Origin of the sequence: Parasphingorhabdus sp., from assembly GCF_036568145.1 — a bacterium.
Taxonomy (GTDB): domain Bacteria; phylum Pseudomonadota; class Alphaproteobacteria; order Sphingomonadales; family Sphingomonadaceae; genus Parasphingorhabdus.
In genome coordinates, this window is the sequence record NZ_DATCTC010000005.1 from 1 (window position 1) to 24,869 (window position 24,869).

Sequence of the window (24,869 nt, forward strand, 5' to 3'; positions counted from 1 at the left end):
AGGACGATTGGCTTGAAGCGGATCGTCCCCGCCTCCAGCAGAACATCGCGCAAGGATTTATCAGGCGAGGCTGTGTGCCGGATAAAGTCGACCAGCAGGATCGAGTTGCGCACAATGATCCCGGCGAGCGCGATAAAGCCGATCATAGACGTCGCGGTGAACGGCGCACGGAAAAGCATGTGGCCGATGACGATACCAACGAGGGTCAGCGGCACCGGCGTCAAAATGACCAGCGGCAGGAGGAAGCTCCTGAACTGCGCGACGACGAGTATGTAGATTCCCAGCAACGCGACTATGAATGCCCCGCCCATGTCCCGGAACGTGACCCAGGTGATCTCCCATTCGCCGTCCCAGAGCATGGATGCCACGCTTTCGTCCTCGGGCTGGCCATTTAGGCGAATTTCCGGCTTCACGAGTCCCTTGGCGGCCCAATCATAGTCTTCCACGGCGCGATTGACGGCCAACATGCCATAGATCGGCGCTTCATAGGCTCCGGCAAGTTCGGCTGTCACCATGTCGGCATAGCGGCCATCGCGGCGGAAAACCGAGGGGCTTCCCGTCTCGGTACGGGCATCAACGACGGCGCCCAGATCAATGAGCTGGCCGTCCGGCGTCTGTGCGACGGGCGTGCTTGACAGGGCCTGCGTCCAGCTGCGGTCCTTCTGCTCAAGCGCGATGGTGATCGGGAGCGGTGTGCGCCCTTGCCCACGCGGCGCATAGCCCACGGTCTGGCTGCCCATGAGCATACCTATACTGTCGGAAATCTGGCGCTGCGAGAGACCATAATAATCAATGCGGTCGCGCTGGATGTCGAGGCGCAGCTTGGGACGCGGCGTGCCGAAACTATTGTCCACGTCAACGATATAGGGAACCGACTTGAAGATCTTCTCAAGCTCGGTTGCCGTTTTCTGACGCGTCGCGGCGTCGGGTCCATAGACCTCGGCGAGTAACGTCGCGAGGACCGGCGGCCCCGGCGGTGTCTCCACCACCTTGATAGACGCGCTATCGGGCAGCTTGAGTGCCTTCAATCTTTCCCGCAGGTCGAGCGCGATCTGGTGGCTCGACCGGCTGCGGTCGCCCTTGGGGAGCAGCGTTACCATGACATCGCCCTGTTCCGGCAGCGAGCGCAGGAAATAGTGGCGGACAAGTCCGTTGAAGTTGAACGGCGCCGATGTGCCGACATAGGCTTCCATCGATGTCGCCTCGGGCAGGTCACGTACGATGCCGGCGACATCTTCCAGCACACGGCCCGTATTTTCGAGCGCGGTGCCTTCGGGCATATCGACCACGACCTGTACCTCTGACTTGTTGTCGAAGGGCAGCAGCTTCACCGTGACGGCCTTGAAATAGAACATCGAGCAGGCAACGAGCGTTGCCACGCCCACCCAGATCAGGAAATTGCGCGCAGACTTGCGCGAATCTATCACGCGATGCGCGACTTTGGCATAGAGCTGCCCCAGCTTTCCGCCGCTTTCATCATGGCCGTGACCTCCGTTCAACGTCTTCCGGGCGAAACGGATCATCAACCACGGCGCGATCACGACAGCGACAAAGAAGGAAAAGATCATCGCGGCTGAAGCGTTGACCGGGATCGGCGCCATATATGGCCCCATCAATCCCGAAACGAACAGCATCGGGAGCAGCGCCGCAACCACGGTCAATGTTGCGACCACAGTCGGGTTGCCGACTTCGGCCACAGCCTCGATCGCGGCCTGAGTGCGGTTTCTATCATCGTCCATCGCCCAATGGCGGGCGATATTCTCGATCATCACAATGGCATCATCCACAAGGATACCGATTGAGAAAATTAGCGCGAACAGGCTGACGCGATTGATCGTGTAGCCCATGAGGTTCGACGCAAACATGGTGAGCAGGATCGTCGTCGGGATGACCACAGCGGTCACACCCGCCTCGCGCCAGCCGATTGCAAAACCAATCAATATCACGATGGAAATGGTCGCCAGCGCCAGGTGGAACAATAGTTCATTGGCCTTCTCGTTCGCCGTCTCGCCATAGTTACGGGTGACGGCGACATCAACTTCATCGGGGATCAGCTTACCCTGGAGGCCTTCGACACGCTCAAGAATGGCGTCGGAAACGACGACAGCGTTGGCCCCCGCACGCTTGGCGAACGCGATACTTACGGCAGGCGCCGAATTCCATTTGCCGTTATCTTCCTTCGCCCAGCGCCATGCCCGTGACTGATCTTCGCGCGGGCCCTGCGTAACACTGGCAACATCGCGCAAATAGACGGGAGAGCCGCTCGCCGAACGCACGGTCAGCATGCCCACTTCCTGCGCCGATGACAGCGTGCGGCCCGCCGTCACGGCGACCGCCTTGCCGTCCTCGCGGATATTACCGAGCGGGAAGCTGCGATTGGCCTGACTCGCCGCTTCGATAACATTGCCCAGAGGCACGCCATATTGGCTTAGCTTGGCGGGATCGGGCGCGATGCGGATTTCTTCAGGTTGTCCGCCGACAAGGAAGGTAAGGCCGACATTGTCGACCTTGGCAATTTCTGTGCGCAGCTTAGAGGCAAGCTCGTAAAGGCTGGCATCATTCCACTGGCCCACCGCTCCGGGTTTGGGAGAGACCGTCAGCACGACAGCGGGCACATCATTGATGCCGCGCACCGTCACCTTGGGATCGGGAATACCGACGGGCTTTTTATCCCAATTGGCGCGCAGCTTTTCCTCGATGCGGATCGCTGCATCCTCGGAATTGGACCCAACGAGGAAGCGCGCCGTCACCATCACGCTGTCGTCCTGCGCCTGGGTATAGACATGCTCTACGCCGTCGACGCTCTTGACGATCGTTTCGAGGGGGATACCAACCAGTTCGGTCGCGTCTGCTGCGGAAAGACCGGGGGCCATGACCTGTATATCCACCATCGGTACACTGATCTGCGGTTCCTCTTCCCTAGGAATTGAAAAAAGGGCCAGTAAACCAACGGCAATCGCTGTCAGGAGAAACAGCGGTGTCAGGGGCGAATTAATGGTGGCCTTGGTCAGGCGGCCAGAGATACCGAGATTCATTAGCCGCGAGCCTTGTCAGGCTTACCGGGGGCGAACAGAGTGTCGCCAGCAGAAACGCCGCTCAATATCTCGACCATGTCGGGATCGGCCGTAGGTGCGATCTGGACCGGAACCATGCTGAGGCGCTTGCTTTCGGTGACGACCTGTACCTGATCTACCCCGTAGCGCGTGGTGACGAACTGACGCGGCACGACCAGCGCCTTGCGCGTGCCGATCTCGACCGATGCGCTGACGCGGCGTCCGATGAATTGCGTAGAGAGACCAGGCAGTGTCGCATCGACGCGAACCTGACCACCGGTAATCGCTGGATAGACCTGCGTTACGCTGCCTTCGTGCGTCACACTTGGCGCCCCTGAATCGCTAATCTCTGCATCACTGACGATCACGCGGGCACCGGGGCGGACCTGTCCCGCGACCGATTCAGGCAGCATCAGGCGCAAGACCGGCGGACCGGCGGTGACGGTTGCAATCGACATGCCCGGCGCGACCGCTGAGCCTGCCGGGATGTCAGCGCGCAAAACGCGGCCGCTTGCCGGCGCAATCACTGCGCCCTGCCCTGCCACGCTGGCGCTCGCACCCTGTTGCGCACGAGCGGCGGCAACCTGTGCATTGGCTGCCCTTGCAGCAGCCACGGCCTGATCCAGTCGTGCCTTGGCATAGACACCGTTGTTATAAAGATCGCGGATGCGGGCGAGGTCGGCATTGGCGCGTGCGGCTTCGGCCTGGGCGGCAGCGGCCTGCGCGCCATAGGCACTGGCCTCGTAGCCAAGCCGCGAGTCGACGATCATGCCGATTCGCTGTCCCTTTTTCACCGTGTCGCCAGCGCGCACGGCAAGCGAAGTAAGAATACCCGGAATACGGGCAAGCACTTCGGCCTGGTCGCGCGTGGCGATCTCCGCGCCCACCGCTTTCATATCGGCGATCTCCTTGGGAACGAGTCGCACCGTATTCCCGGCAGGCAGCGTAGCCGCCGCCTCTTCACGTTCCGGCTGACTGCCGCACGCCGATAGCGCCAGCGAGGCGCTTACTAACCAGAGCCATTTTCCCATGCCCTTCATACCCCTTTTCCGGCCCTTTCCAAGGCGCTTAGCTGCCAACTACCGGCAATCCAGCATTTTTCCATGCGCCGATCCCGCCGGCGAGATGCGTGTCAATATTGCTCTGGGCCTTCGCGCACTGGTCAAGTGCCTGTCCGGAACGCCGTCCGCCCGCGCATTGAAGCACAACCGTCTTACCTTCTGGATCAGGGATATTACGGATAGAAAAGGCCGACAGTGGCATGTTTACTGCCCCCTCAATGTGGCCAGTAGCAAATTCGCTGGCCTCACGCACGTCAATGACCAGCGCTTTGCCGTCCTTCAGCATAGCGTTTAGTTCGATAGGACCGATCTCGCGGTGAGCAGCACGTTTCTTAAATCCGAACATGGGAGCCTCTTTTCAATTTGTGGATTGCATATAACGTGTAATGATTATATTAGTCAATCTTGTTGAAACAGGAAGGATCTTTGATGGGTAAACCGTTGATCGTAATATTAGGCGCTGGCCTGGGAGGCACGATTGCCTCCTACGAGATTAAGGCGGCCGTTAAAGACCGGGCCGATGTGATGACGGTATCCGATTCGGATACCTATAGCTTTATCCCCTCTAACCCTTGGGTTGCCGTGCGCTGGCGCGAACCGGAAGCCATTCAGGTCCATCTGCCTCCGGTCTTCGAGAAGAAGGATATTGGGTTTACGTCAGTCGGCGCGAAGCGACTCCACGCCAGCGAAAAGCGACTCGAGCTGAATGACGGGACATCTATCAATTACGATTATCTTGTAATTTCAACTGGTCCTGAACTGGCTTTTGACGAGATCGAAGGCTTGGGCCCCCAAGGTCATACTGTATCGGTATGCCAAACGGATCATGCCTCGGCGGCAGCCGAGGCGTTCGATGCCTTCGTGGAGAATCCCGGCCCGATTATCGTTGGCGCGGTTCAGGGAGCGTCCTGCTATGGCCCGGCTTACGAATTTGCGATGATCCTCGACACCGAGCTGCGCCGCCGCAAGATCCGCGACAAGGTTCCGATAACTTATGTTACGCCAGAGCCCTATATCGGCCATCTCGGCCTTGATGGCGTCGGCGATACCAAGTCGTTGCTCGAAAGCGAGATGCGCGACCGTCACATCAAATGGATAACCAATGCGCGCGTGACTGGCATCGAGCCGGGCATGATGCACGTCGAGGAAGTTGCCGAAGACGGCGCGGTCAAGAATACGCACGATCTGCCATTCAACTACTCGATGATGCTTCCCGCTTTCCGGGGCGTGTCGGCCATTCGCGATATCGAAGGGCTGACCAATCCGCGCGGGTTCGTCATCGTCGACAAGCACCAGCGCAATCCCGCCTTTCCCGAAATCTTTGCGCTTGGCGTGTGCGTCGCCATTCCACCCACGGGTCCGACCCCGGTACCGGTCGGCGTGCCAAAAACTGGTTTCATGATCGAATCCATGGGGACGGCAATCACGGCAAACCTCGCGTCGATCCTCGATGGCAAGGAGCCGACAGCCGAAGCGACGTGGAACGCCGTCTGCCTTGCCGATTTCGGCGACAACGGCGTGGCTTTTGTCGCTCAGCCGCAGCTACCGCCTCGCAATGTTAATTGGTCCTCCAGCGGGAAATGGGTCCATGTGGCCAAGATCGGCTTCGAGAAATATTTCCTGCACAAGGTCCGCAAGGGCGAGAGCGAGCCATTCTATGAGAAGCTGGCGCTCCACGTCATGGGTATTCACAAGCTGCGTTTCTGATCTTCCCTTAACGAAGGAGTGCTAAAATGACTCTCGATCGTGCCGTAATGGCGTTTGCCGGATTTGTCGTACTGCTGGGCGTTGTCCTGTCTTTAACTGTGCATCCTTGGTGGCTCGCGTTAACGGCTTTCGCCGGCTTTAACATGATCCAGTCGAGCTTCACAGGCTTCTGCCCCGCTGCAAAATTATTCAGTGCGCTCGGCGTCCGTCCGGGGGCTGCCTTCAAATGATACTCAAGCGGTCGGTTCCCCTCCCGCTACTGGCCTGCCTGTTCGCCAGCGTCGCCATGCCCGCACAGGCGACGACGCTGGAAGAGGCTATTTCGGCTGCCATGAATCACGCGCCCGAGATCGACGCGGCGAGTGCCGATGCCGATGCCGCCGATGCCCGGATAAAGGAAGCCAGAGGGCATGGCCTTCCCAGCGTAACGCTGAGCGGGACGATCGGCTATGGCCGCCTCGATCCGCAGGGCTATTTCGGGCTTCCGGCATCCAACGTCACGCCGCGCGCCGCGCAGCTCACCATCGAACAGCCGCTTTTTACAGGTGGCCGGGTCAGCGCCGGGGTCGCACAGGCCAAAGCCGGAAGCGAAGCGGCACGCGCGGGTGAAACCATGACGCGCAGCCAGATCGTCGTTGCGACGGTTCAGGCTTATGGCAACGTGCTGACCACGCGTCGCATGGTTACGCTCTACGAACAGATGACCCGGCAGATGGAGCAAATCCATCGCGCAGCCCGTCTCCGCTTCGAGGCTGGCGAAAGTCCCAGCACTGATGTCTCGCAAGCCGCAGCCCGCTTAGCAGAAGCGCAGGCCGCGCTGGAAGCAGGGCGCGGTCTTGCCGTCTCGGCCGATGCCCGGTTCACCAACCTGACCGGACTCTCGCCGCAGGACCTTCAGCCAGTACCGGAAAATCCCGCGATCCCTCAGTCGCTCGATGAAGCACTCAATATCGCCCGGGCAAACAACCCTGCCCTTGCTCAGGCCGAAGCGGCATTGGATGCCGCGCGCGCTGGTGCAAGAGGCGCACGGGCTGAACGCCTGCCCACGGTCGGGGCGTTTGCAGAAGGCTCTACTATACGCGATCAATTCTTCCCCGATTACCGCGCCGATGGTGCCACGGTCGGCGTGCGGGCGCGGTGGCAGCTATTTTCTGGCGGACGTGTCGCGGCAAAGATCACCGAGTCTGACAGCGCAGTCAGAGCCGCCGATGCCCGCGCCCGCGCCGCACGATCCGCCGTCGATGAACAGACGATCAGCGCCTTTCAAGGCGTGCGATCCGCCGTTCTGGTCGAAGCCGCCGCCGCTAGCCAGGCCGCCGCCGCCGCACAGGCCCGCGACAGCGTTCGCCACGAAGTACGCGTTGGCATGAAACCCCAGCTAGACCTGCTAGACGCAGAACGCGAAGCGACCGCCGCTGCAGTGAACGAAGTCAGCGCGCAAAGCGACCGCATCGTTGCCGCCTATCGGCTGCTCGCGTTGCTGGGGCGCTGAGAGGCATTTTAACGCCTAGAAACAGGTCTCTCTCATCCATTTTCGTTACTTTAACAGTTTCCTCGGAGAGCGCAGAAACGTTCTAGGACATATCGCAAACGTTGAGATGTATTCGATGAGCCGGCCCCGGTGCGAATGAGAATGTGAACTCGTTTGTTATGTCAGACTCAGCCCTTAATTGGAGCCGGAGCCGCGGGACCGAGCTCGCCTATAAAACGACTAGGCAAGAGGTTGGCCATCTGCCCGGACTGCGTTTGGAACGCCACGTTGGCGCCGTATGCGTCGGCAATCGTCATCTGCTTTGCGTAACTGATGAACAGGCTCCCCGGTCGATCATTCGCCGGATCCGCCTTCACCCGCGTAATCCCGACATAGAACAGCCGCCGCGCCTCCTCGAGGGCCGCGTCCTTCACCGCCTTGGGCCAGTCGTTGTCTGGCGCCGGGGGAAGGATGCCCTCCACGCAACCGGCGATAAACACATAGGGCGAGCTGAGGCCCTTGCTCTTGTGAAGACTCATGAGTCGGACCTCCTCGACCGTGGGCGGAATGTCCGGCTGGGTAATCTCCTGCATCATGGCGGAGAGAAGGTCCTCGGGGGTCTCGGCCGCCTCCTTTTGGGCCAGCGCCAGTTCGCGTAATTCAGACACGCTTGGGTCTGCGTCCGGGAACAGGGCGTCAATGAATGTCCCGAGATCGGCCTTCACCGCCTCGAGCGCCTCTAGATCGTCCTTGATAGTGTTGAACTGTGTGACCAGCGGACCGGTGTAGGCAATGGTTAGCGTTCCCTCGGCCAGCTTGTTCATGGCGGCCCAAGGGCTATCGCCGCTGACCTCGCAGTGCTGACGGACCCGCGCGTAGGCATTGGCTCGGAGGTCGTTATGGCCGGAGCCGAGCAGATACCGCAGCGCCACCCGGTCCTCGTTGTCAAAGAAGAGCTTGAAAAGGGCGAATCTCGTCTGTGCCACCTCTGAATCGAGCTGGCTCTCCTCATAGTAGGATTTGGCCGGGATGCCCTTGCCCTTTAGGGCGTTGAGGATTGGCTTCCCTGCCACGGCGCGCTGGACGAGGATGATTATTTCGCTCGGATGGACGCCATTGCCGATGAGCTCTTGAACCTTGGCAGTGATCCACGCCGCTTCGTTGTGAATGTAGGGAACCTGCACGATGACGACCTCGCCCGCGCCCTTATCGGGCAGGGGCGTCAAGGCGCGCGGCGCCCGGTTAGTGTTCACGTTTATGAGTGCATTCGCCATCTCGACCACCGTGGTTGGGCAGCGGTAGCAGTCAGCCATCTCGAGATCGGCACAAGTCGGATGAAGATCCTTCCATTCTCGAATGCCGTCCGGGTGGGCGCATTTGAAGCTGTAGATAGACTGGTCATCGTCTCCCACGATACAGATTTCAGCAGTGTTTCCAAGGTAGGCAATCGCCGTCTGCTCGGCCTTGTTGAGGTCCTGATACTCATCAACGAGGAGGTGCTTGAATTCGGAGCGCTCGGCCGCCGCCGGATTGTTTTTAAGGTAATGAACGAGGTACGGAATCAGCTCACCAATGAGCATCCCATGGTGAAACTCGAGCCATGCCAAGAGGGCCGCCTGAAATGCAATCTCCTCGTTTGTCTTTGCGAACCCCGGCTCGTCTCCTTGGCTCTGTGCCCAAGCGGCCGTGTAACCCTGAATCATCTTCTTCGCCTGGCGCTTCCCGCCACTGGCTCCGGCGATGTCGCAAATGAGAGCCTTGGTCTCGAAGGAGTTTAGCGACCTTGGGGAACGGCCAACAACCTCGAGGACGTGCTTACGCGAGAGGATGCGCATGGCGAGGCTGTGTAATGTCTGGCCGTCGAGCTCCTCGCATCCCGGGACCCCCAACTTTTGTAACTCCCGATGAAGGTCTTCGGCTGCTACGCGCGTGAAGGTAACAGCTAGGAGCTCCTTTGGTGAGATGCCTGTTTCGAGCAGTCGAGCGACCCGACGTTTCATAGCGAATGACTTGCCTGTGCCGGGCCCGGCAATGACCCGAATGCGCGGCTCTGGTGCACCTGCGATCTTATAAGCTACGCTGTCAGTAGAAAGTCCAGTATCCCAAGCCATTTATTCCCCCCGTGTTTCTTTTCGAATTCATAACGGAAAGGGCGTTCAAAATCACCGCCTTTCGTTACCTTGCCGGTTACCTATGGCCCGGTACCTGAAGGTAAAATTCGCAGAAATGTTGAAAAATCTGGAGCGGGCGAAGGGATTCGAACCCTCGACCCCAACCTTGGCAAGGGTGATTTGACGGTTTTCTAGGCTATCCGAATCTACGCTATTGTGCGATAAGTAACTGTTGTTAATGCTATTTATATACGCTATGATATTCTGCGATATCCCGCAATAGGTATCTTCTGTGGACACCATGTGGGAACCAATTATTTGGTGGCAATATGGCGCAAACAGACAATACCCCTCTTACCAAACGAATGATCGACCAGTCAGAAGCTAGCGACAAGCGATATCATCTCTGGGACGGATTGCTTGGTGGATTTGGCGTTCGCATCGAGACTAGCGGACGAAAGAGCTTCATACTTCGCTATCGAGCTGAAGGTGGCGGACGATCAGCTCCACGTCGCTTCATGACTATCGGGCGCTACGGGACGCTGACGCTGGATGAAGCCCGAAAAAAGGCTCGGTTGCTTCTGAGCGCGGTCGCGCTAGGCAACGATCCAGCGGGCGAGCGGCAAACCAAACGGAAGGAATTGCGGATATCCGATTTGATTGATCTTTATGAAAATGAAGGCTGTTTCGTTCAGCGCGGAAAACGTCAAGGCGAGCCAATGAAACCAAGAACTAAGGATTATACCTTAGCGCGACTCCGCAATCATGTTGTGCCTTTGCTTGGCAGCAAACGAATTAGCGAAATTGGCGCCGGAGATATCGAAACGTTTGTCAGAGACGTAACCAACGGAAAAACAGCCAAGGATGAAAAAATTGCTCCACGCAAACGTATCATTGTTCGCGGCGGACCGGGCGCTGCTCGCAAGGTCGTTCGGGATCTTTCAGCCGTCTATAGCTTTGCGATACGCCGCGAGATAGTTGAACGAAACCCGGTTGAGCGTGCCGCCGTTCGCAAAACTGATAATCAAAGAAAGCGTTATTTGAGTTTGGAAGAGGTAAGCCAGTTGGGCAAAGCCTTCGAAAAAGTCCTTGTAGACGGTGCAAATCGCAAAGCTATCGAGATCGCGCGTCTGTGGGCACTTACCGGGTGCAGACGAAACGAGATTGCCGCTCTCGAGTGGGAAGAAGTTGATTTGGATCGAGGACTTCTTGTTTTGGGCGACACCAAAGCAGGTCGGTCTATCCGTCCACTGAGTTTGGCAGCTATGGCTATTTTAAGAGAGATCACACGCAGCGGTTCGTCTAAATATGTATTTCCCGCAACCAGTGGAGACGGCTTTTATCAGGGTACAAAAGGTATCTGGCCGAAAGTAAAAAGGGAGGCCAAACTTATGGATATCACGCCGCACACGTTGCGACATACGATGGGTTCAACATCTGCATCATCCGGAGAAGCCCTTGCACTGACGGGCGCTATCCTCGGCCATGCGAACCCACGTTCGACCGCTATATATGCCCATATCCAGCACCAGCCTATGCAGAATGCGGCTGAAAGGACATCAAAAAAAATCGCAGCTGCACTGGGCATTGCCGCCGAGTAGAGCTGAGATGTTACGGTCAGAAATTAGCGAATGCACTTCCCGGAGAACGAAAAAACTACATACGAGAAATCCATTTTTCGAATTTACAGCGACTTCCTCAAAGTAGTATTTTGATTATATACACTTATCATAATCGAGCTAATTCCTACTCAAGAATGTTGGATCGAGTTAGCGCAAAATTTTGAAGGATATCCAGATCGACGCGCAGAATTTCGGGATGAACCAGGTTGGAACACTTCCCTGTTTCGAGGGGGCAATGAGTCAGGGCTGCCGACGGATCAACCAGCGGGGGCATCACGCCAGCGCAAGCCATTACGGATGACAAAGACAATCCCGCTTAGCACCCGCCGGTCATCAACCTTAGGAACCCCGTGCGATAATGGAAAATAGGGCTCTATCCGGCGCATCTGCGCCTTGCTCAACATAATCAGTTTTATGCAAAGGTACACATAACAGGAAAAACTGGCTCTTTGCTGGATCAAAAGCAGGCGGGACACGCGCGGCTGCCATTTATTCAGTCATCGAGACCTGCAAACTTAACGGCATCGAGCCGCAGGCCTATATCGCCGATGTCATCGAAAAGATCGCCGACGACTGGCCTGCATCCCAGTGGGACGGACTTATACTATGGAACTGGAAGCCGGAGCAGAAAACCACCAGTCAAGTCGCATAATCGGCGACCTCTAGAACACGCTTACGCTCTGGCAACCAGAACTGTCCGGTAAATGCAAACCGGCCCAGATTGGTAGCGGCAGGAATGCCCCATTCGTCATAGCTGTTAATGTTGATGATCGTGCCAGAGCTGTTGGTAATCGCGGTAATCGAACCGCGCTCATCAGCGATCAGATAGCGTTTGTCGGTGAGACCAGCGCCATCATACCAGACAAGCGGATCATCAACTCCGGCTCCGTGGACATAGCGGCGCAGAACGGTGCTGCCATTGCTGGCATATTCCGCGACCAGCTCATCGCCGTCATAAAGGAACTTGGTAATGCCTGCCGCGCCTCCAGAGGTCTGTAGCAAGCGGCCCAAGGGGGTAACAAGGGCCGTGCTGCCATTCTCCCGGATTGCCAGTAACCTGACCGGCAGGCGAATAATCATAGGTCAGATAAAAGGAGCCCGGATGGGTTAACCGCCTCCGGCGCCCCTGTGCTCGGTCAGTGCGTCGATGATCCGTGCGTGGCTCCGCCTGTCGATCCGGTAGAGCAGCATGAGCGCGATACCGACGATCGCAAATAGCCCGGCTCCAGGCCCATGTGCGAGCGCCAGCCACGCCAATGTTCGCTCGGGGATTTCCACCGCTGCGCCTTGCTCGGGCTGCGCGGAAAAGTTGATGATTTGCAGCACCAGACCCGCAAACAATATGCCCGCTCCCGTCGCCGACTGCTTGGCGAACGACCATCCTGCGAAGAAGAGGCCCTGGCGCTGCGAGCCGAACAGATGCTCATGCTCATCCGCCGCGTCGGGGATGATCGACAGAAACGCAATGATCGACAAGGCCATCATCACGCCTCCGACGAACGCCACGACGGCGAGGAAGCCGATCAGCGCGTCCCCGGTCAATTGCAGTAACCCGAGCAGTTTGAACGATGCGGGCAATGCGTTGCAGCCCACCATGGCTAATATGCTGACGACCAGCATCGCGCGCTTTTCCATATGCTTGTAAAGCGGTCCGGCCAGCGGGGCGCCGAGCATCAGCCCGGTCACCGAGGCTATCCCGAGCCACTGTATCTGCGTCGAGCTCAACTGCCAGAAGAAAGTTGCGACGTGCAGCCCGAGCGCCAGGTGCACTCCGGCTCCGATGTTGAACAACAGGGCTGCGGCGAACAGGATGCGGAAGGTCCGGTTGCGGAACATCTCGCCGATTTCGCCAAGCAGCCGGAGATGGATCGCCCGGGTCGGCGCCTCGACCTTGCGCTGCGATTTCGGCGCCGTGAGTCCTTGCCGGATCGCAATAAGCCCGCCGGCAAACAGCAGGGCGCTCAGCGACAGCGTCAACGGCAGGTAAGCGTCGCGTTGCGCCGCGCCGCCAGGCCCGGCGAAGAACACTCCATAGCTCAGCACGATCACCGCCACCGTGCCCAGGATGCCGATGCCCCAGCGCCACGCTGCCACCGACGAACGCTCGTTATAATCGTCGGTGAGTTCGGCGCCGAGCGCCTGATAGGGCACGGTGAACATCGACGACGAGATGCGCAAAGACACCGACAACAGCATCAGCCAAAGGAACAGAGCCGTTTGTTCGAGCCCCGAGGGAAGCGAGAAAATCAGATTGAATGTCAGGATGATCGGCGCCAGCGCCATGGCCATGAAAGGAACTCGGCTGCCGAACCGTGAACGCCATCCGTCCGACAGCGATCCGATCAAGGGGTTCATAATCGCGTCGACCACGATTCCTGCGCCGATCGCAAGCCCGGCCAATCCGCCCGGCAGTCCGCAGACCACGGTGGCATAGAAGAGCATAAAGACGTTCAGCATGCTCTCGACGGTCAACTCGACGAGTTGCCCCGCCCCATAGCCGATCTTGCGGCCAAGCGGCAGCCGGGCGGCGCGCAGGGAGCGCTCGTCAGGGTCGGGGCCTGGTCCAGCCATCGTCGCGGCCGACGCAAGCCCTTCTTCATTTCCACTCAATCGCATGCAGTTGTCTCGCTCTCGCTGTTTGCCTTATGGTCCTAGAGCAAGCCGCGCGATATGTGAATCACTTGGCTTGCTCTAAGCTTTTGTTGTCGCATCGCTTTTTACGGAAAACCGGTTCCCACTTTTCCGCGCGATGCTCTAGAACGAATAGCCGAGCGACACGCCGAAAGTCCTTGGCTTCGCAAACGCAACCATCTCCAGCGAAAATGCGCTTTGAGCAGCGCCGATCTGATGTTTGCTGTCCGTCAAATTGCGCCCGAAGATCGAGACTTCCATCTTCTCGTCCACCGTCAACGTCACCGTTCCGTCGAGCGTGAAATAGGGTTTCTGACTCAGGCTGTTATCGAAGGTGTAATAGACGCGGCTGCTGTAATAGGGCGACAGCACGATCTCCAACTCGCTGTTGCCGCCGATCGGGGTATGGTAAGCGATCGACCCGCTGGCCGTAAATTCCGGCGCCCGCACCATGTGGTTGCCACTCGCGTCCAGACTGATATTTGAAAAGAGAAGCCCCCCCAATGTTGCGGGGTCGGCCGGATCGAGGACATATCCGGGGGCGGAAGGGAAATCGAGATAGCGCGCATGGGTGTAAGCCGCGGCAGCCCGCAAATCGAAATTGTCGTTCAGGCGCAGCGAGACATCCGCTTCCCCGCCATAAATGCGAGACCGAGGCACGTTGAACAACTGGGTAACGATAGCGCCGCCCGGCGTCGTAATAGTCGCGTTTACCTGCGTGTCGTCATAGTCGTAATAATAAGCTGCGGCGTTGAAGGAGATGTCGCCCGACGCATATTTGAAGCCGACCTCGAAGGCGTCCACCTTCTCTGCATCAACGCCCGGTCCGGTCGGAGAACTTCGGTCAAACCGGCCGCTCTTGAAGCCTTTGGTGTAGGTGGCATAGAGATTGGACTGATCGCCAAGCGCATAGCGCAGGCCGAGGCGCGGCGTCCATTGCGAATCGCTGTCCCGCTGAAAGCGCGTCACTGTCCCTGTGGCCTGGGTCGTTCCAAAACCGCTATCCGCCGCTATTTTTTCATATGTGTATCGGATGCCCGCGATCAGCGACAAGTCACCAAATGTGTATGTGCCATCGGCATAGCCCGAAACTGACCAGTCATCATACAGGTTGAAGAACAGGGGCGCGTCGTTCTGGGATATGAACGGCAACCCGCCCTTATTTTTGAAATAATATACACCCGCCACATATGTGAGCGGACGATTTTGCCGCGACGCAAAATTCACTTCCTGGGAAAAGGTGTTCGTATAGGTCGAGAGCGCAACGTTAAAGGGCAGATAGGAGCCGGTCAGGTCACTCACCGCATACAGATCGTTGCGCAGCCATGCGGTAAATGACGATATGGTTCCCGCATCGAGTTCAAGCCGCGCCCGGACACTATAATCGTCCATTTCTGTCTTGAGCAACTGGTCCGTGGCGGATGATGAATCGTACCGATCGGTCGCGATCGGGCCGCCCGACAGCGCTACTAGGAGAAGCGCCGGTTGCAGATTCCGAGTGTCCGTTCCGGTCGGATCGCTCAATTCAGTATGCGCCGCCGTGAGGACGACCGACAAATTATCCGTGGGCTCCATCAGCAACTTTCCGCGTGCGGCAAAGCTTTCTGCCTGGTTGGTTTTTCCGTTCGTCCGCAAGTCGCGCACATAGCCATCCGAATAGCGGTATGCGAGCGAGCCATTGACTGCGATCTTGTCGGTCAGCGGCACGTTGACATAGGCGCTCGACCGTATCTGATTGAAACGCTCGTACGACAGGTTGAAGCGGCCCGAAACATCGAAACCGGGATCAAGGGTGCGAACCAATATGGCGCCGCCCGTCGCGTTGCGACCGAATAACGTCCCCTGCGGACCCTTCAGTATCTGCACGCTCTCGACACTGGCCAGATCAAAGACGTTCCCCGTCGGTGTCGGATAATAGATTTCGTCGACGTAGAGTCCGACGTTCTGCTCGCCGCTCGATGTCGAGAGCGTCGAGCCGATGCCGCGGATCGTCGGCGACAGGCCATATGACGAACGCTGTAGATACACGCCCGGCGTCACCTTGGTAAGATTCTCGAGCGATTCCGGTCCGGCGCGTTCGAGGTCGTCGGCAGATGCTACCGAAACCGAGATGGGCACATCGACCAGTCGCTCGGACCGCCGTTGCGCAGTCACAATGATTTCCTTCGAGCCAACAGTGTCCTGGGCAGCCTCGTCCGCCGCAGATGGGGCGTCTTGCGCGTATGCCGCGCCGGCCCATGTAATCGCCATTACCGACGTAAATGTCTTTAGTACGCTCGCCTTCATCGGAACTCCCCTCCAAGATTTTTTTATGCCTGTTCGTCCTGCAATGGGGGTGTGAAGTCAAATGCCGAATTAGAGCGAGTCATAACCGCCAGGAATGGCCCCAATCGCTTCACCACGCATACCCTCTCGCAGCCGGATTCTCGTCGTACGCGTTGAAACGCCACGCCCGGAAGCGCGGCGGCATGTCCTCGTGGCAACCCCCGGGGTCTGGTCAGGATGGAAGCGGCATCGCGGCGAGCGGGGCGGCGAGACTTGCCAGTCCTGAGCCCGTCTTCCCGAGTTCCTCGCCTTCGCGGACGAGGTCTCAAGGTTGGAAGCATCCGGGTGTTGGTCGCTTGGCGCCACCATCGCGTTTCGGTCACCTTCGACCTCCCCAGAGCGCGACAGCGTCCGCTCCGGCAGGGAAGCGGAGCTGATCCTTGGTATCGTGAACGGCCTGCCAGATTGCTTCTGCGACATCACTTTCGATGGTGGTCCAGGGCGGGCTTCGCGAACGCCTCTAGGAACGGCTGTGCGAAATCTGCATATCCGCCGGGAAGGAGCTTTGCGACAGGAATGATGGCATTCGCCCCGAACCGGTTGGTTGGCGCATAACCCGGCTCGACGAGCTTGACGCGGACCCCGAAGTGGCCGAGCTCATGGGCGAGGGAAGCGGAGAAGCCCTCAACGGCCTGTTTGCTGCCGGTATAGGCTGCCGCGAACGGAAATTCTCCCAAAGTGACGCTTGACGTGACGTTGATGATGGCTCCGGACCGGCGCTCGCGCATCTGCGGGATTATAGCTTGGCACATCGCCATAACGCAGATCGTGTTGGTCTCGAAAAGCTGCCGGATGAACGACATCGGCATCGCCTCGAAGGCCCCGACACCGCCAAGCCCCGCGTTATTGACTAGCACATCAATTGAACCGACTGATTCGATCAGCTGCGCGATGCTCTTGGGGCAAGTGACATCAAGTGGCAGCACGCGCAGCCGGTCGGCTTTGTCAAACAGCGAGAGATCCGGGCGCCGCATCGTTGCCACCACATTCCACCCGCGAGAAAGGAAATGTTCCGCTGTAGCTTTGCCGTAGCCCGATGATGTCCCGGTAATGATGATGGTCTTGGTCATGTTAGTCTCCTTGGTTTCGATAAGAAGCAATAGACAGACAGTGAGATACGATCTATAATTTCATGTCCGCAAAACATTACAGATCGTCCAATATCATGGATCCTCTCAGTGATATCATTGCCCTCTTGCGGCCGAGCACCGCAGTAGCGAAGCCAATCGCCGGGCGTGGCCAATGGGGTGTTCACTACCAAGCGTATGACGCACCCGGTTTCACGGTCGTCTTGACCGGAGAGGCTTGGGTCACTTTCGATGACAGGGAGCCGCTCCAGATCGCTGAAGGTGATTTCCTCCTTTTGCCGACTACGCCGGCCTTTTCGCTGTGCAGCAGGCCCGGCGTCACCTGCGTTCCCGCAGAACCTCTGGCTGAAGCCGTCCGCCACGGCGAGCAAGCGGGCGATCCTGATTTCTTGGCGCTGGGCGGAAGTTTCTCAATCGAGAGTGTCAATGCACCGCTACTACTCGCGCTACTGCCCGCTTTTATCCATATTTCCGCCTCGGCGGGACGCGCAAAGCGATTTGGCCGCCTGATGGAACTGTTATCTGAGGAGTGCGTTGCCAACGATCCGGGCAAAGAACTGATTATCCAGCGACTGCTTGAGACGCTGTTGGTAGAGGCGCTGCGCTGGGACATTCTTGACGACAACGCAGCCTCGGCAGGCTTGTTGAACGGGCTTCGCGATCCCGCACTTGCCCGTGTTCTGCGTGCTATTCACGCCGATGTGCGAGCGAAGTGGACGGTAGCCGGTCTTGCAGAAATAGCCTATATGGCGCGATCGGCCTTTGCTGCGCGGTTCAAGGAGATTCTTGGTTGTGCGCCAATCGAATATCTGACGCGCTGGCGCATCGCTATTGCCAAGGATGCACTCTTGAGCGGCGTCAAGTCGCTCGACCAGATCGCGGAGGATATCGGTTATGAATCCGCAAGCGCCTTCAGCACTGCGTTTCGCAAAAGGATCGGCTGCTCCCCCGGCAGGTTTGCCAGAGGACATGTCACCGGCATCGATCCAGACCTGCTTGTCGTCTCATGACTCTATCTGCCGCTGGCCGGTATGAACGAAAGGCAGATATCAGGCGGCGCACCCGGTTCCGTGAACGACCGGAATTATGACCAGATTTGCCGCTGTCGTGTGGGCGCTTCCATGTAAAACTTGGACCATAATGCATCCTTCCATTCCTGCATGGATAATGCACCATCAAACTCCAGGACCAAACAGCTAAGGCTGGTCTTTTCTCTCAAAGTCCATGCGGCATCGCTGCAAGCAATGCTTTCGTGCGGGCCTCGATCCGACTGAGCACCGCGAGATCTGTGTGTATATAAGTTTGATTTGAGCGGATAGCGTCCCGTACCAGATTGCCCACCAGATCGGGTGCCATGCCATTGGAGAGATACGTTTTCATCGCTTCAGTCTTAGCAATCTGTTCATCGGTCATTGGCACAGAAATCTCTGCCCGCGAAGCGATCGCCCGATCGATAATGTCAGTTGCCACCGCCCCCGGGCATAAAACGGTAACACCGATGCCCTGTGGTTCGAGGTCCACGCCAAGCGCCTCACTCATCCCTACGACAGCGTATTTGGCGGTAGTGTAAAGAGTGCTGCCTTCCCGTACAGGCGGCACCAGTCCCGCGCCGGAGGCGGTGTTGACAATATGACCACCAGCCTTCCGTTCGGAGATGCGCGGTAAGAAAGTCTGGATACCGTTAATGACTCCACCCAGATTAATCCCAATACCCCAGTCCCACAATTCATATGTCAGTTTAGCGGCAAGAGCGCCTCCTGACACTCCAGCATTATTCACCAGAATAGACACCGGACCAACTTGTGCCTCAGCTTCGTCCGCAATGCGCGCGTAAGCTGCCCGGTCTCTTACATCAAGCACGGCAGTAAAAACCTCCGTCACCGCAATGAGCTCTTCCTTAACCCGGCTGAGCGCGTCGGCATCAAGATCAACAAGTGCAAGCCTGGCCCCGGCACCCGCCAAGGATCGCGCGATGCCCAATCCGATCCCGTTAGCTCCGCCTGTGATAAAAGCTGTTCGACCCGCGATTTCAGTCACGATAATCTCCACAACGCAATTCTGGATATCGCAGGCAACAGGCTGCCGTAAAACACAGCAAGTTCATGCGTCTGCCGCCTTACGTGCAGCGATCATCTTGTCGACATTCGCCCGAATGACGGGCGGCAAGCTGTCAATATCGATCGGAAAACCGTTGGTCAGCATCGCCTGCATGTGCCCCATCTGATGGAGGTGGAACGCGAAGTCCATAGACGCTTTGCGGCCCATCTGGTCCTGAGCGAAATTCATGGCCTGCTTTACCAGCTTCATTGTGAACGGGTTTCGAGAAGCAATGGACTCGGCAAGCGCAAGGGTGCGCGCGGACAGTTCAGCGATTGGCACGACAAGATTGACCATGCCACGCTGCTCGGCTTCCTGCGCGGTCATCCAGCCGCCTGTCATCAACCATTGCTTTGCCTGCCGCACGCTCATCTCGTAGGGATGCTGGAAGAACTCTACGCCTGGAATCCCCATCTCCACTGCTGTCGCGTCACGAAATTTGGCATCTTCTGAACATACGATCAGGTCGCACATCCAGGCCAGCATCAAACCTCCTGAAATCACAGAGCCTTGGATCTCTGCGATTACTGGCTTTGGCGCATTGCGCCAACGTTCGGTAATCTCGAGATAGATTTCCCTTTCCCGGCAATAGGGGCCGTCCCAACCCTTGCCTTCAAAGCAGCCGCAAAGCCCGACAATCTGATCTGGCGAGGGGTTGGCGGGACCTTCGCCGCTGACATCATGGCCTGAGTTCCAGTGATCTCCCGCAGCAGCGAGGATGATTACATTGATTTGATCGTCATGACAGGCGCGCTTGAAAGCGTTGTCGAGATCATAAGTCATGGTAATGCCTTGCGCATTGCGCCGATCAGCTCGATTCATCACGATCCGCGCCACCTTGGGTGCCGGCGTTTCGTAAATTACCTGTTCATATTCGATATCTTTGGTGGTCATTTTTACCGCTCCTTCTCACGTTAACCGAGCGCTGGACGAAGATTCGCCTGTACCGATTGATACCAGACCTTTCCGCAGCCGGATCGCAGCGTCAAATTCCAATGCAGAAGCAGGTATGAGCGCAGGGAATAAACAAAACTGCATACAGCACTTATGGCTGTCATTTCTCACGATGGCCTAATTTCAAATTCGCGTCCGGATTCAAGCCAGGCCTGCCGTTCCATCTTAAGCGCTGATCGGCGAACCTTTCCAGCGTCGTCTCGCAGCGGCGCTTTGCTCAACTCATATGACGCCGGCCATTTATATTTTGCGAGCACCTCTGCTACATGCGTAACGATAGCGGCCAAGTCGAGAGCTTCGCCTTCACGCAGATGAACAATTGCATGGACACGCTGGCCCAAATCATCGTCCGGAAGTCCAATTACAGCAGAAGTAGACACCTGCGGATGCTCTTCCAGCACAGCTTCCACTTCGGCGGGATATATGTTGGCGCCCCCCCTTATAATCAGATCGGTTCGTCGATCTGCAAGGAACAGGTAGCCGTCCTCATCAACATGTCCAAGATCGCCAATCCAATATCCCCCGGATGCATCGGTATTTTTCTCTGCTCCGATATATTTGAACTTTGCAGCGCCAGCCGGAGGGAAGTGAACTTCGCCAATCTCTCCGATATCCGCCGGGGTTCCGTCCTCGCGTAATATCCGCAGCGTGCCTGGCGCCACCTTGCCAACCGATCCCGGTTTAGCGAGCCACTCCACGCCAGTAATCGCGGTACCACCTCCTCCTTCGGTTCCACCATAAGCTTCAAATATCTTTTCCGGCCCCAGCCATTCTATCCACGCGCGCTTGACCCATTGCGGACAAGGTGCCGCCATGTGCCAGACGCGTTGCAATGAAGAAATGTCGTAAGATGTACGGATGTCTTCGGGCAGCGCCCAAATCCGCTGCATCATCGTGGGAACGAGCGGAAGAAAGTTGATCTTGTGGCATTCGACTAGCCGAAGGAGCTCCTCTGCATCGAAGCGTTCCATACCAACGACTTGGGATCCACCCATCAACGCCATGCTTGTGAAGAGAAATGGGAAATTATGATAAAGTGGCCCTGGATTGAGCATCGTCACATCGTCTGACAATCCGAGCGCCGTATAGGGCGCGGCATCGGTATTTATAAATGCGGGCATGGTATCGACAATAATTTTTGGGCGCCCGCTGGATCCACCGCTGGCAACTGCCTTCCAACTGACGGCTCCAGCATCCTTGACCGGCTCATCGCTAAATTGGTCCAAAGCAGCGGCGCGCGGGATAGTCGGTCCGTCAAAAGGGAAAGAAGCTTCACCGATCAGTGCGGCAGGCGCTGCCAGCGTGAAGATATCTGTTGCCTCACGGCCTGGTAGTTTTGCAGGAAGAATGCAGGGTGTCGCACCGGCTTTCCAAATCCCCAATACCGCTTCGTGAAATTCGGTACCGTTAGGTAGCATGACGGCGACCAGATCGTCCTGGCCCACCCCCATAGAGGCGAGCATACGTGCACGCTGGTTCGATTTCCGGTCAAGTTCGCCCCAAGTCATGGTTCCATCGGGATAGGTTATTGCAGGCGCGGAGTCGCTCCGTTTTGAGTGACCGGAAATGATCGACGCGATTGATTTTAGCGGCATGACTGTGTTTCCGTTTCGATGCGGGTCGCGCCCATCGCCCGGTGGCGTTTGGAATACGACCCTAGTTTGGCATAGCGTTCAGAAGAGCGACGGTGCGGGCTTTAATCAGCTCCTCGGCCGCACGGTCAGTGTGAATGTAAAGGACGTTATCCTGCACGGCCTTCAGAACCATCTCACCCACATCATCGATGCTGACGCCTTGTTTCAGATATTCGATTGCCTCGGCAATGCGCTGTGCGCTGTGCGTGTTCGATTCCCCTACCAGCGGCGCCAGTGTCTTCGGCGTTGCAACGCCGGACCGTTGGATGATATCGGTCGCCACAGGGCCGGGACAAAGCACGCTAACGCCGATGCCCGCTGGAGCCAATTCTGGCCGGATCGATTCTGTCAGCCCCACTACGCCGAATTTCGCTGTCGTATACAGCACTCCGGAACCTGTTGCGACCAGTCCAGCGCCTGAAGAGGTATTGACAATATGACCACCTTCGCCGCGCTCAATCATCTTAGAGACAAAGGTCTGAATGCCGTTGATTACGCCGCCCAGATTGATGCCAATATTCCAATCCCAAAGGTCGTATGTGAGATCGGCAGCAGAAGCACCGCCGACGATACCTGCATTATTGAATAAGAGCGATACAGGCCCCAAATCCCGTTCAACCGCCGCAGCCGTAGTAGCAAATTCCTCGCGATCCCGAACGTCCAATTGGTAGGTCTCTACCGGCGTAATATTCTGCAATTCCGCTTTGGCACGGGGAAGCGCAGCACCATCCACATCTACAAGCGCCAGCTTGGCACCGGCACGCGCAAAACTGCGCGCAATTCCCAGTCCAATGCCATTAGCCCCTCCGGTAATGAACGCAGTCCGTCCATGCACGTCTGTCATCTCGATCTCCCTGTTTTCAAATGCCTGGACGCGCACTTCGTCCGAAGGTCGCCATTATATAGCTGATTCATGTGTAAGCGCTTTCGGCGCGCCTGCGCTCATTCAGTTCGGCAATGATCTGGTCATGGCTGCGCCGGTTAATGCGATAGAGCAGGATAAGCATTATACCTGTCGCGTAGAATAGCATGAATATGTTGAGCATGTTTTCGACGATTAACTCGACGAGTTGCCCGGCCCCGTAACCAGCCTTCCGGCTGAACGGAAGGCGTGCATGATGCCGGGCATGTTCGTGCGGCACAGCCGCGCATTCTAGCATGTCCGACGCAAGCTCCTCATCGGTCCGCCTCAGGTGCATGTGGATACCTCAATGTTTATGTCGGGAAAGGTCAATACGGGCTCCAGGAACTCACGCAGCAGGCGGCATGGCGTCTAGAAGAGCAGCCATACGATCCTTAATCTGCTCGAGAGCTCTCCGGTCTGTATGTACGTAGAGACGTATTTCGCGGATAGCCTCACAGACCATGTCACCAACCGCATCCGGCGGCGTCCCGTTTTCCAAATATTTCTTTGCTTCCTCGTTTCTCGCAAAAGCATTGCTCCGCTGTTCAGCAGACATTGATCTTGTGACCTTGGGCTGAACAGCGCGGGTCCTTGCGATGATATCCGTCGCGCAGGGTCCGGGACATAGCAGCGTCACGCCGATCCCTTGAGGCTCAAGTTCCAGACTCAACGCCTCGCTCATCCCCACCACGGCAAATTTAGCGGTGCAATATAATGAATTCCCCGCGCCAGCGACCAACCCGGCTGCCGACGCGGTGTTTATCACATGGCCGCCATTGCCACGTTCGATGATTCGCGGCACAAAAGTCTGTATGCCATTGATTACACCGTCGAGATTGATGCCCATGCCCCAATCCCACAATTCATAGGTCAACTTGTTTGCCGGCGCACCGCCGGCGACCCCGGCATTGTTGGCCAGAATTGACACCGGGCCGAGCTTTGCTTCGGCGTCGTCTGCAACTTGAGCATAGGCGATGCGATCTCGCACATCGAGCACGGCTGTATAGACCTCGGTCTTTTCACTAAGTTCGGCCGCCGCTCGCTCAAGCGCATCCGCGTCGAGATCAACAAGGACAAGCCGCGCGCCAGCCCGTGCCAGCGATCGCGCAATACCGAGTCCTATACCGTTAGCGCCGCCAGTAATGAAAGCAGTGCGATTACTGATATCAGTCATATAATTTCCAATCAGAGACATTGTACCGGGTAAGCCATACGCCCGCACCGGCCTGGGAGATGCTACCGAGCAGCTAGTGTGTCGCTCGCTGCGATTGCCTTTTCGATGGTGGCACGCATCGCGGGCGGCATACTCTCAATGTCGATCGGGATGCCCGAGTTCATCATTGCCTGCATGTGCCCGATCTGATGAAGGTGAAATCCGAAATCAACCGATGCCTTGCGACCCATCTGGTCCTGCGCGAAGTTCATCGCTTGTTTGACGAGCTTCATCGTAAAAGGATTACCGCCGGCAATATCCTCTGCCAGTTCGAGTGTCCGGGCGACCAGTTGATCGCGCGGAACAACCTGATTGACCATTCCCCGTCGTTCGGCTTCCTGCGCAGTCATCCAACCACCTGTCATCAGCCATTCTTTTGCCTGACGAACGCTCATCTCATAGGGATGCTGCCAGAACTCGACGCCTGCTATGCCCATTTCTACCGCAGTTGCATCGCGAAAGCGCGCGTCATCAGAGCAGACAATGAGATCACACATCCAAGCCAATATCATACCGCCCGAGATGACGGAGCCCTGAATTTCACCGATCACCGGCTTGGGTGCGTTCCGCCAGCGCTCGGTGATCTCAAGATAGATTTCCCGTTCGCGGCCGTAAGCACCTTCCCATCCCTTCCCGCCATAATCGCTCCAAAGTCCGGTGACATGATCCGGCGGGGGATTGCGTGGGCCCTCCCCGCTGACATCATGGCCCGAGTTCCAATGATCTCCCGATGCAGCGAGAATGATGACATTGATCTTGCTATCGTGACAGGCGCGCTTGAACGCGTCGTCCAATTCATATGTCATCGTAATGCCTTGCGCATTACGCCTGCCAGGGCGATTCATGACGATCCGGGCCACGTTCGAGGCCGGCGTTTCGTAAATCACCTGCTCATATTCATTAACTTTGACGTCCATGCTTGCCTCTCCTGTTTGCACGCACAACAGCGTTGATCGAGGCCAACGGCCCTCTTGCTTGACATCAATCCTTTCAACACC

At 57.4% G+C, this 24,869-nt stretch carries 20 protein-coding genes and 2 pseudogenes; 6 read left to right on the forward strand and 16 right to left on the reverse strand.

The annotated features are described in order from the left end of the window. The 3 genes from VIN76_RS00795 to VIN76_RS00805 form a co-directional block, all read right to left on the reverse strand. A partial coding sequence (locus VIN76_RS00795) for an efflux RND transporter permease subunit (RefSeq protein ID WP_332039912.1) occupies positions 1–3,035 on the reverse strand: 3,035 nt, incomplete at its 3' end. Further along, entirely contained in the window at positions 3,035–4,084 is a 1,050-nt protein-coding gene (locus VIN76_RS00800) for an efflux RND transporter periplasmic adaptor subunit (protein ID WP_332039968.1), read from the reverse strand. The genes VIN76_RS00800 and VIN76_RS00795, both read right to left, overlap by 1 nt. A gap of 37 nt (positions 4,085–4,121) precedes the next feature. Further along, the gene (locus tag VIN76_RS00805) at positions 4,122–4,460 is read right to left on the reverse strand and encodes a rhodanese-like domain-containing protein (protein WP_332039913.1); all 339 of its coding nucleotides are present in this window, start codon (positions 4,458–4,460) and stop codon (positions 4,122–4,124) included. An 83-nt stretch (positions 4,461–4,543) separates the two neighbouring features. On the opposite strand from VIN76_RS00805, the gene VIN76_RS00810 reads away from it, so the two are divergent. From VIN76_RS00810 to VIN76_RS00820, 3 genes are read left to right on the forward strand one after another with little or no spacing between them, the layout of a single operon-like run. Then, on the forward strand, positions 4,544–5,821 hold the full coding sequence (locus tag VIN76_RS00810) for an FAD/NAD(P)-binding oxidoreductase (RefSeq protein WP_332039914.1): 1,278 nt from the start codon (positions 4,544–4,546) through the stop codon (positions 5,819–5,821). 26 nt (positions 5,822–5,847) lie between these two features. Continuing rightward, positions 5,848–6,051, forward strand: coding sequence for a DUF2892 domain-containing protein (locus VIN76_RS00815; RefSeq protein WP_332039915.1), 204 nt, complete (start codon positions 5,848–5,850; stop codon positions 6,049–6,051). Then, positions 6,048–7,313, forward strand: coding sequence for a TolC family outer membrane protein (locus VIN76_RS00820; RefSeq protein WP_332039916.1), 1,266 nt, complete (start codon positions 6,048–6,050; stop codon positions 7,311–7,313). Before VIN76_RS00815 ends, VIN76_RS00820 begins: the two co-directional genes overlap by 4 nt. Before the next feature lie 167 nt (positions 7,314–7,480). Here VIN76_RS00820 and VIN76_RS00825 read toward each other — a convergent pair whose 3' ends face one another. Further along, positions 7,481–9,403, reverse strand: a complete 1,923-nt coding sequence (locus tag VIN76_RS00825; protein ID WP_332039917.1) for an ATP-dependent helicase — start codon at positions 9,401–9,403, stop codon at positions 7,481–7,483. A gap of 329 nt (positions 9,404–9,732) precedes the next feature. Here VIN76_RS00825 and VIN76_RS00830 point away from each other — a divergent pair, with 329 nt between their 5' ends. Beyond that, positions 9,733–11,004 (forward strand): tyrosine-type recombinase/integrase, encoded by a 1,272-nt coding sequence (locus VIN76_RS00830; RefSeq protein WP_332039918.1) that lies wholly within the window; start codon positions 9,733–9,735, stop codon positions 11,002–11,004. A 287-nt stretch (positions 11,005–11,291) separates the two neighbouring features. Here VIN76_RS00830 and VIN76_RS00835 read toward each other — a convergent pair. Further along, positions 11,292–11,429 (reverse strand): annotated as a pseudogene (locus VIN76_RS00835) (transposase); the annotation flags it as partial. A gap of 29 nt (positions 11,430–11,458) precedes the next feature. On the opposite strand from VIN76_RS00835, the pseudogene VIN76_RS00840 reads away from it, so the two are divergent. Beyond that, positions 11,459–11,677: pseudogene (locus VIN76_RS00840) on the forward strand (transposase domain-containing protein); the annotation flags it as partial. Here the strand turns inward: VIN76_RS00840 and VIN76_RS00845 are convergent. From VIN76_RS00845 to VIN76_RS00860, 4 genes are all read right to left on the reverse strand, one after another. Next, a complete protein-coding gene (locus VIN76_RS00845; protein WP_332039919.1) occupies positions 11,665–12,105 on the reverse strand; it encodes a hypothetical protein in 441 nt (146 codons plus the stop codon). The pseudogene VIN76_RS00840 and the gene VIN76_RS00845 sit on opposite strands and share 13 nt — an antisense overlap. A gap of 27 nt (positions 12,106–12,132) precedes the next feature. After that, entirely contained in the window at positions 12,133–13,641 is a 1,509-nt protein-coding gene (locus VIN76_RS00850; RefSeq protein ID WP_332039920.1) for an MFS transporter, read from the reverse strand. A gap of 138 nt (positions 13,642–13,779) precedes the next feature. Then, entirely contained in the window at positions 13,780–15,942 is a 2,163-nt protein-coding gene (locus VIN76_RS00855) for a TonB-dependent receptor (protein WP_332039921.1), read from the reverse strand. A gap of 458 nt (positions 15,943–16,400) precedes the next feature. Then, complete coding sequence (locus VIN76_RS00860) at positions 16,401–17,051, reverse strand: SDR family oxidoreductase (protein WP_332039922.1); 651 nt, start codon at positions 17,049–17,051, stop codon at positions 16,401–16,403. A gap of 95 nt (positions 17,052–17,146) precedes the next feature. On the opposite strand from VIN76_RS00860, the gene VIN76_RS00865 reads away from it, so the two are divergent. Then, positions 17,147–18,079 (forward strand): AraC family transcriptional regulator, encoded by a 933-nt coding sequence (locus tag VIN76_RS00865; protein WP_332039923.1) that lies wholly within the window; start codon positions 17,147–17,149, stop codon positions 18,077–18,079. A 205-nt stretch (positions 18,080–18,284) separates the two neighbouring features. On the opposite strand, the gene VIN76_RS00870 is transcribed toward VIN76_RS00865, so the two are convergent. The 7 genes from VIN76_RS00870 to VIN76_RS00900 form a co-directional block, all read right to left on the reverse strand. Then, positions 18,285–19,106, reverse strand: coding sequence for an SDR family oxidoreductase (locus VIN76_RS00870; RefSeq protein ID WP_332039924.1), 822 nt, complete (start codon positions 19,104–19,106; stop codon positions 18,285–18,287). A gap of 63 nt (positions 19,107–19,169) precedes the next feature. Further along, positions 19,170–20,060, reverse strand: coding sequence for an enoyl-CoA hydratase (locus tag VIN76_RS00875; protein ID WP_332039925.1), 891 nt, complete (start codon positions 20,058–20,060; stop codon positions 19,170–19,172). A gap of 167 nt (positions 20,061–20,227) precedes the next feature. After that, the gene (locus VIN76_RS00880; RefSeq protein WP_332039926.1) at positions 20,228–21,715 is read right to left on the reverse strand and encodes an AMP-binding protein; all 1,488 of its coding nucleotides are present in this window, start codon (positions 21,713–21,715) and stop codon (positions 20,228–20,230) included. Positions 21,716–21,776: 61 nt separating this feature from the next. Beyond that, positions 21,777–22,598 (reverse strand): SDR family oxidoreductase, encoded by an 822-nt coding sequence (locus VIN76_RS00885; protein WP_332039927.1) that lies wholly within the window; start codon positions 22,596–22,598, stop codon positions 21,777–21,779. 67 nt (positions 22,599–22,665) lie between these two features. Continuing rightward, the gene (locus VIN76_RS00890; RefSeq protein WP_332039928.1) at positions 22,666–22,953 is read right to left on the reverse strand and encodes a hypothetical protein; all 288 of its coding nucleotides are present in this window, start codon (positions 22,951–22,953) and stop codon (positions 22,666–22,668) included. 51 nt (positions 22,954–23,004) lie between these two features. Beyond that, positions 23,005–23,832, reverse strand: a complete 828-nt coding sequence (locus VIN76_RS00895; RefSeq protein ID WP_332039929.1) for an SDR family oxidoreductase — start codon at positions 23,830–23,832, stop codon at positions 23,005–23,007. Positions 23,833–23,894: 62 nt separating this feature from the next. Continuing rightward, positions 23,895–24,788 (reverse strand): enoyl-CoA hydratase, encoded by an 894-nt coding sequence (locus tag VIN76_RS00900; protein ID WP_332039930.1) that lies wholly within the window; start codon positions 24,786–24,788, stop codon positions 23,895–23,897. Positions 24,789–24,869: the final 81 nt, after the last annotated feature.

Coding starts and splice junctions, on each gene's coding strand:
- VIN76_RS00855 (WP_332039921.1), bottom strand. CDS start 15,942: ATGAAGGCGAGCGTACTAAAGACATTTACGTCGGTAATGGCGATTACA.
- VIN76_RS00825 (WP_332039917.1), bottom strand. CDS start 9,403: ATGGCTTGGGATACTGGACTTTCTACTGACAGCGTAGCTTATAAGATC.
- VIN76_RS00860 (WP_332039922.1), bottom strand. CDS start 17,051: ATGACCAAGACCATCATCATTACCGGGACATCATCGGGCTACGGCAAA.
- VIN76_RS00885 (WP_332039927.1), bottom strand. CDS start 22,598: ATGACAGACGTGCATGGACGGACTGCGTTCATTACCGGAGGGGCTAAT.
- VIN76_RS00810 (WP_332039914.1), top strand. CDS start 4,544: ATGGGTAAACCGTTGATCGTAATATTAGGCGCTGGCCTGGGAGGCACG.
- VIN76_RS00900 (WP_332039930.1), bottom strand. CDS start 24,788: ATGGACGTCAAAGTTAATGAATATGAGCAGGTGATTTACGAAACGCCG.
- VIN76_RS00815 (WP_332039915.1), top strand. CDS start 5,848: ATGACTCTCGATCGTGCCGTAATGGCGTTTGCCGGATTTGTCGTACTG.
- VIN76_RS00845 (WP_332039919.1), bottom strand. CDS start 12,105: ATGATTATTCGCCTGCCGGTCAGGTTACTGGCAATCCGGGAGAATGGC.
- VIN76_RS00805 (WP_332039913.1), bottom strand. CDS start 4,460: ATGTTCGGATTTAAGAAACGTGCTGCTCACCGCGAGATCGGTCCTATC.
- VIN76_RS00880 (WP_332039926.1), bottom strand. CDS start 21,715: ATGCCGCTAAAATCAATCGCGTCGATCATTTCCGGTCACTCAAAACGG.
- VIN76_RS00850 (WP_332039920.1), bottom strand. CDS start 13,641: ATGCGATTGAGTGGAAATGAAGAAGGGCTTGCGTCGGCCGCGACGATG.
- VIN76_RS00820 (WP_332039916.1), top strand. CDS start 6,048: ATGATACTCAAGCGGTCGGTTCCCCTCCCGCTACTGGCCTGCCTGTTC.
- VIN76_RS00800 (WP_332039968.1), bottom strand. CDS start 4,084: ATGGGAAAATGGCTCTGGTTAGTAAGCGCCTCGCTGGCGCTATCGGCG.
- VIN76_RS00830 (WP_332039918.1), top strand. CDS start 9,733: ATGGCGCAAACAGACAATACCCCTCTTACCAAACGAATGATCGACCAG.
- VIN76_RS00875 (WP_332039925.1), bottom strand. CDS start 20,060: ATGACCACCAAAGATATCGAATATGAACAGGTAATTTACGAAACGCCG.
- VIN76_RS00865 (WP_332039923.1), top strand. CDS start 17,147: ATGGATCCTCTCAGTGATATCATTGCCCTCTTGCGGCCGAGCACCGCA.
- VIN76_RS00895 (WP_332039929.1), bottom strand. CDS start 23,832: ATGACTGATATCAGTAATCGCACTGCTTTCATTACTGGCGGCGCTAAC.
- VIN76_RS00890 (WP_332039928.1), bottom strand. CDS start 22,953: ATGCACCTGAGGCGGACCGATGAGGAGCTTGCGTCGGACATGCTAGAA.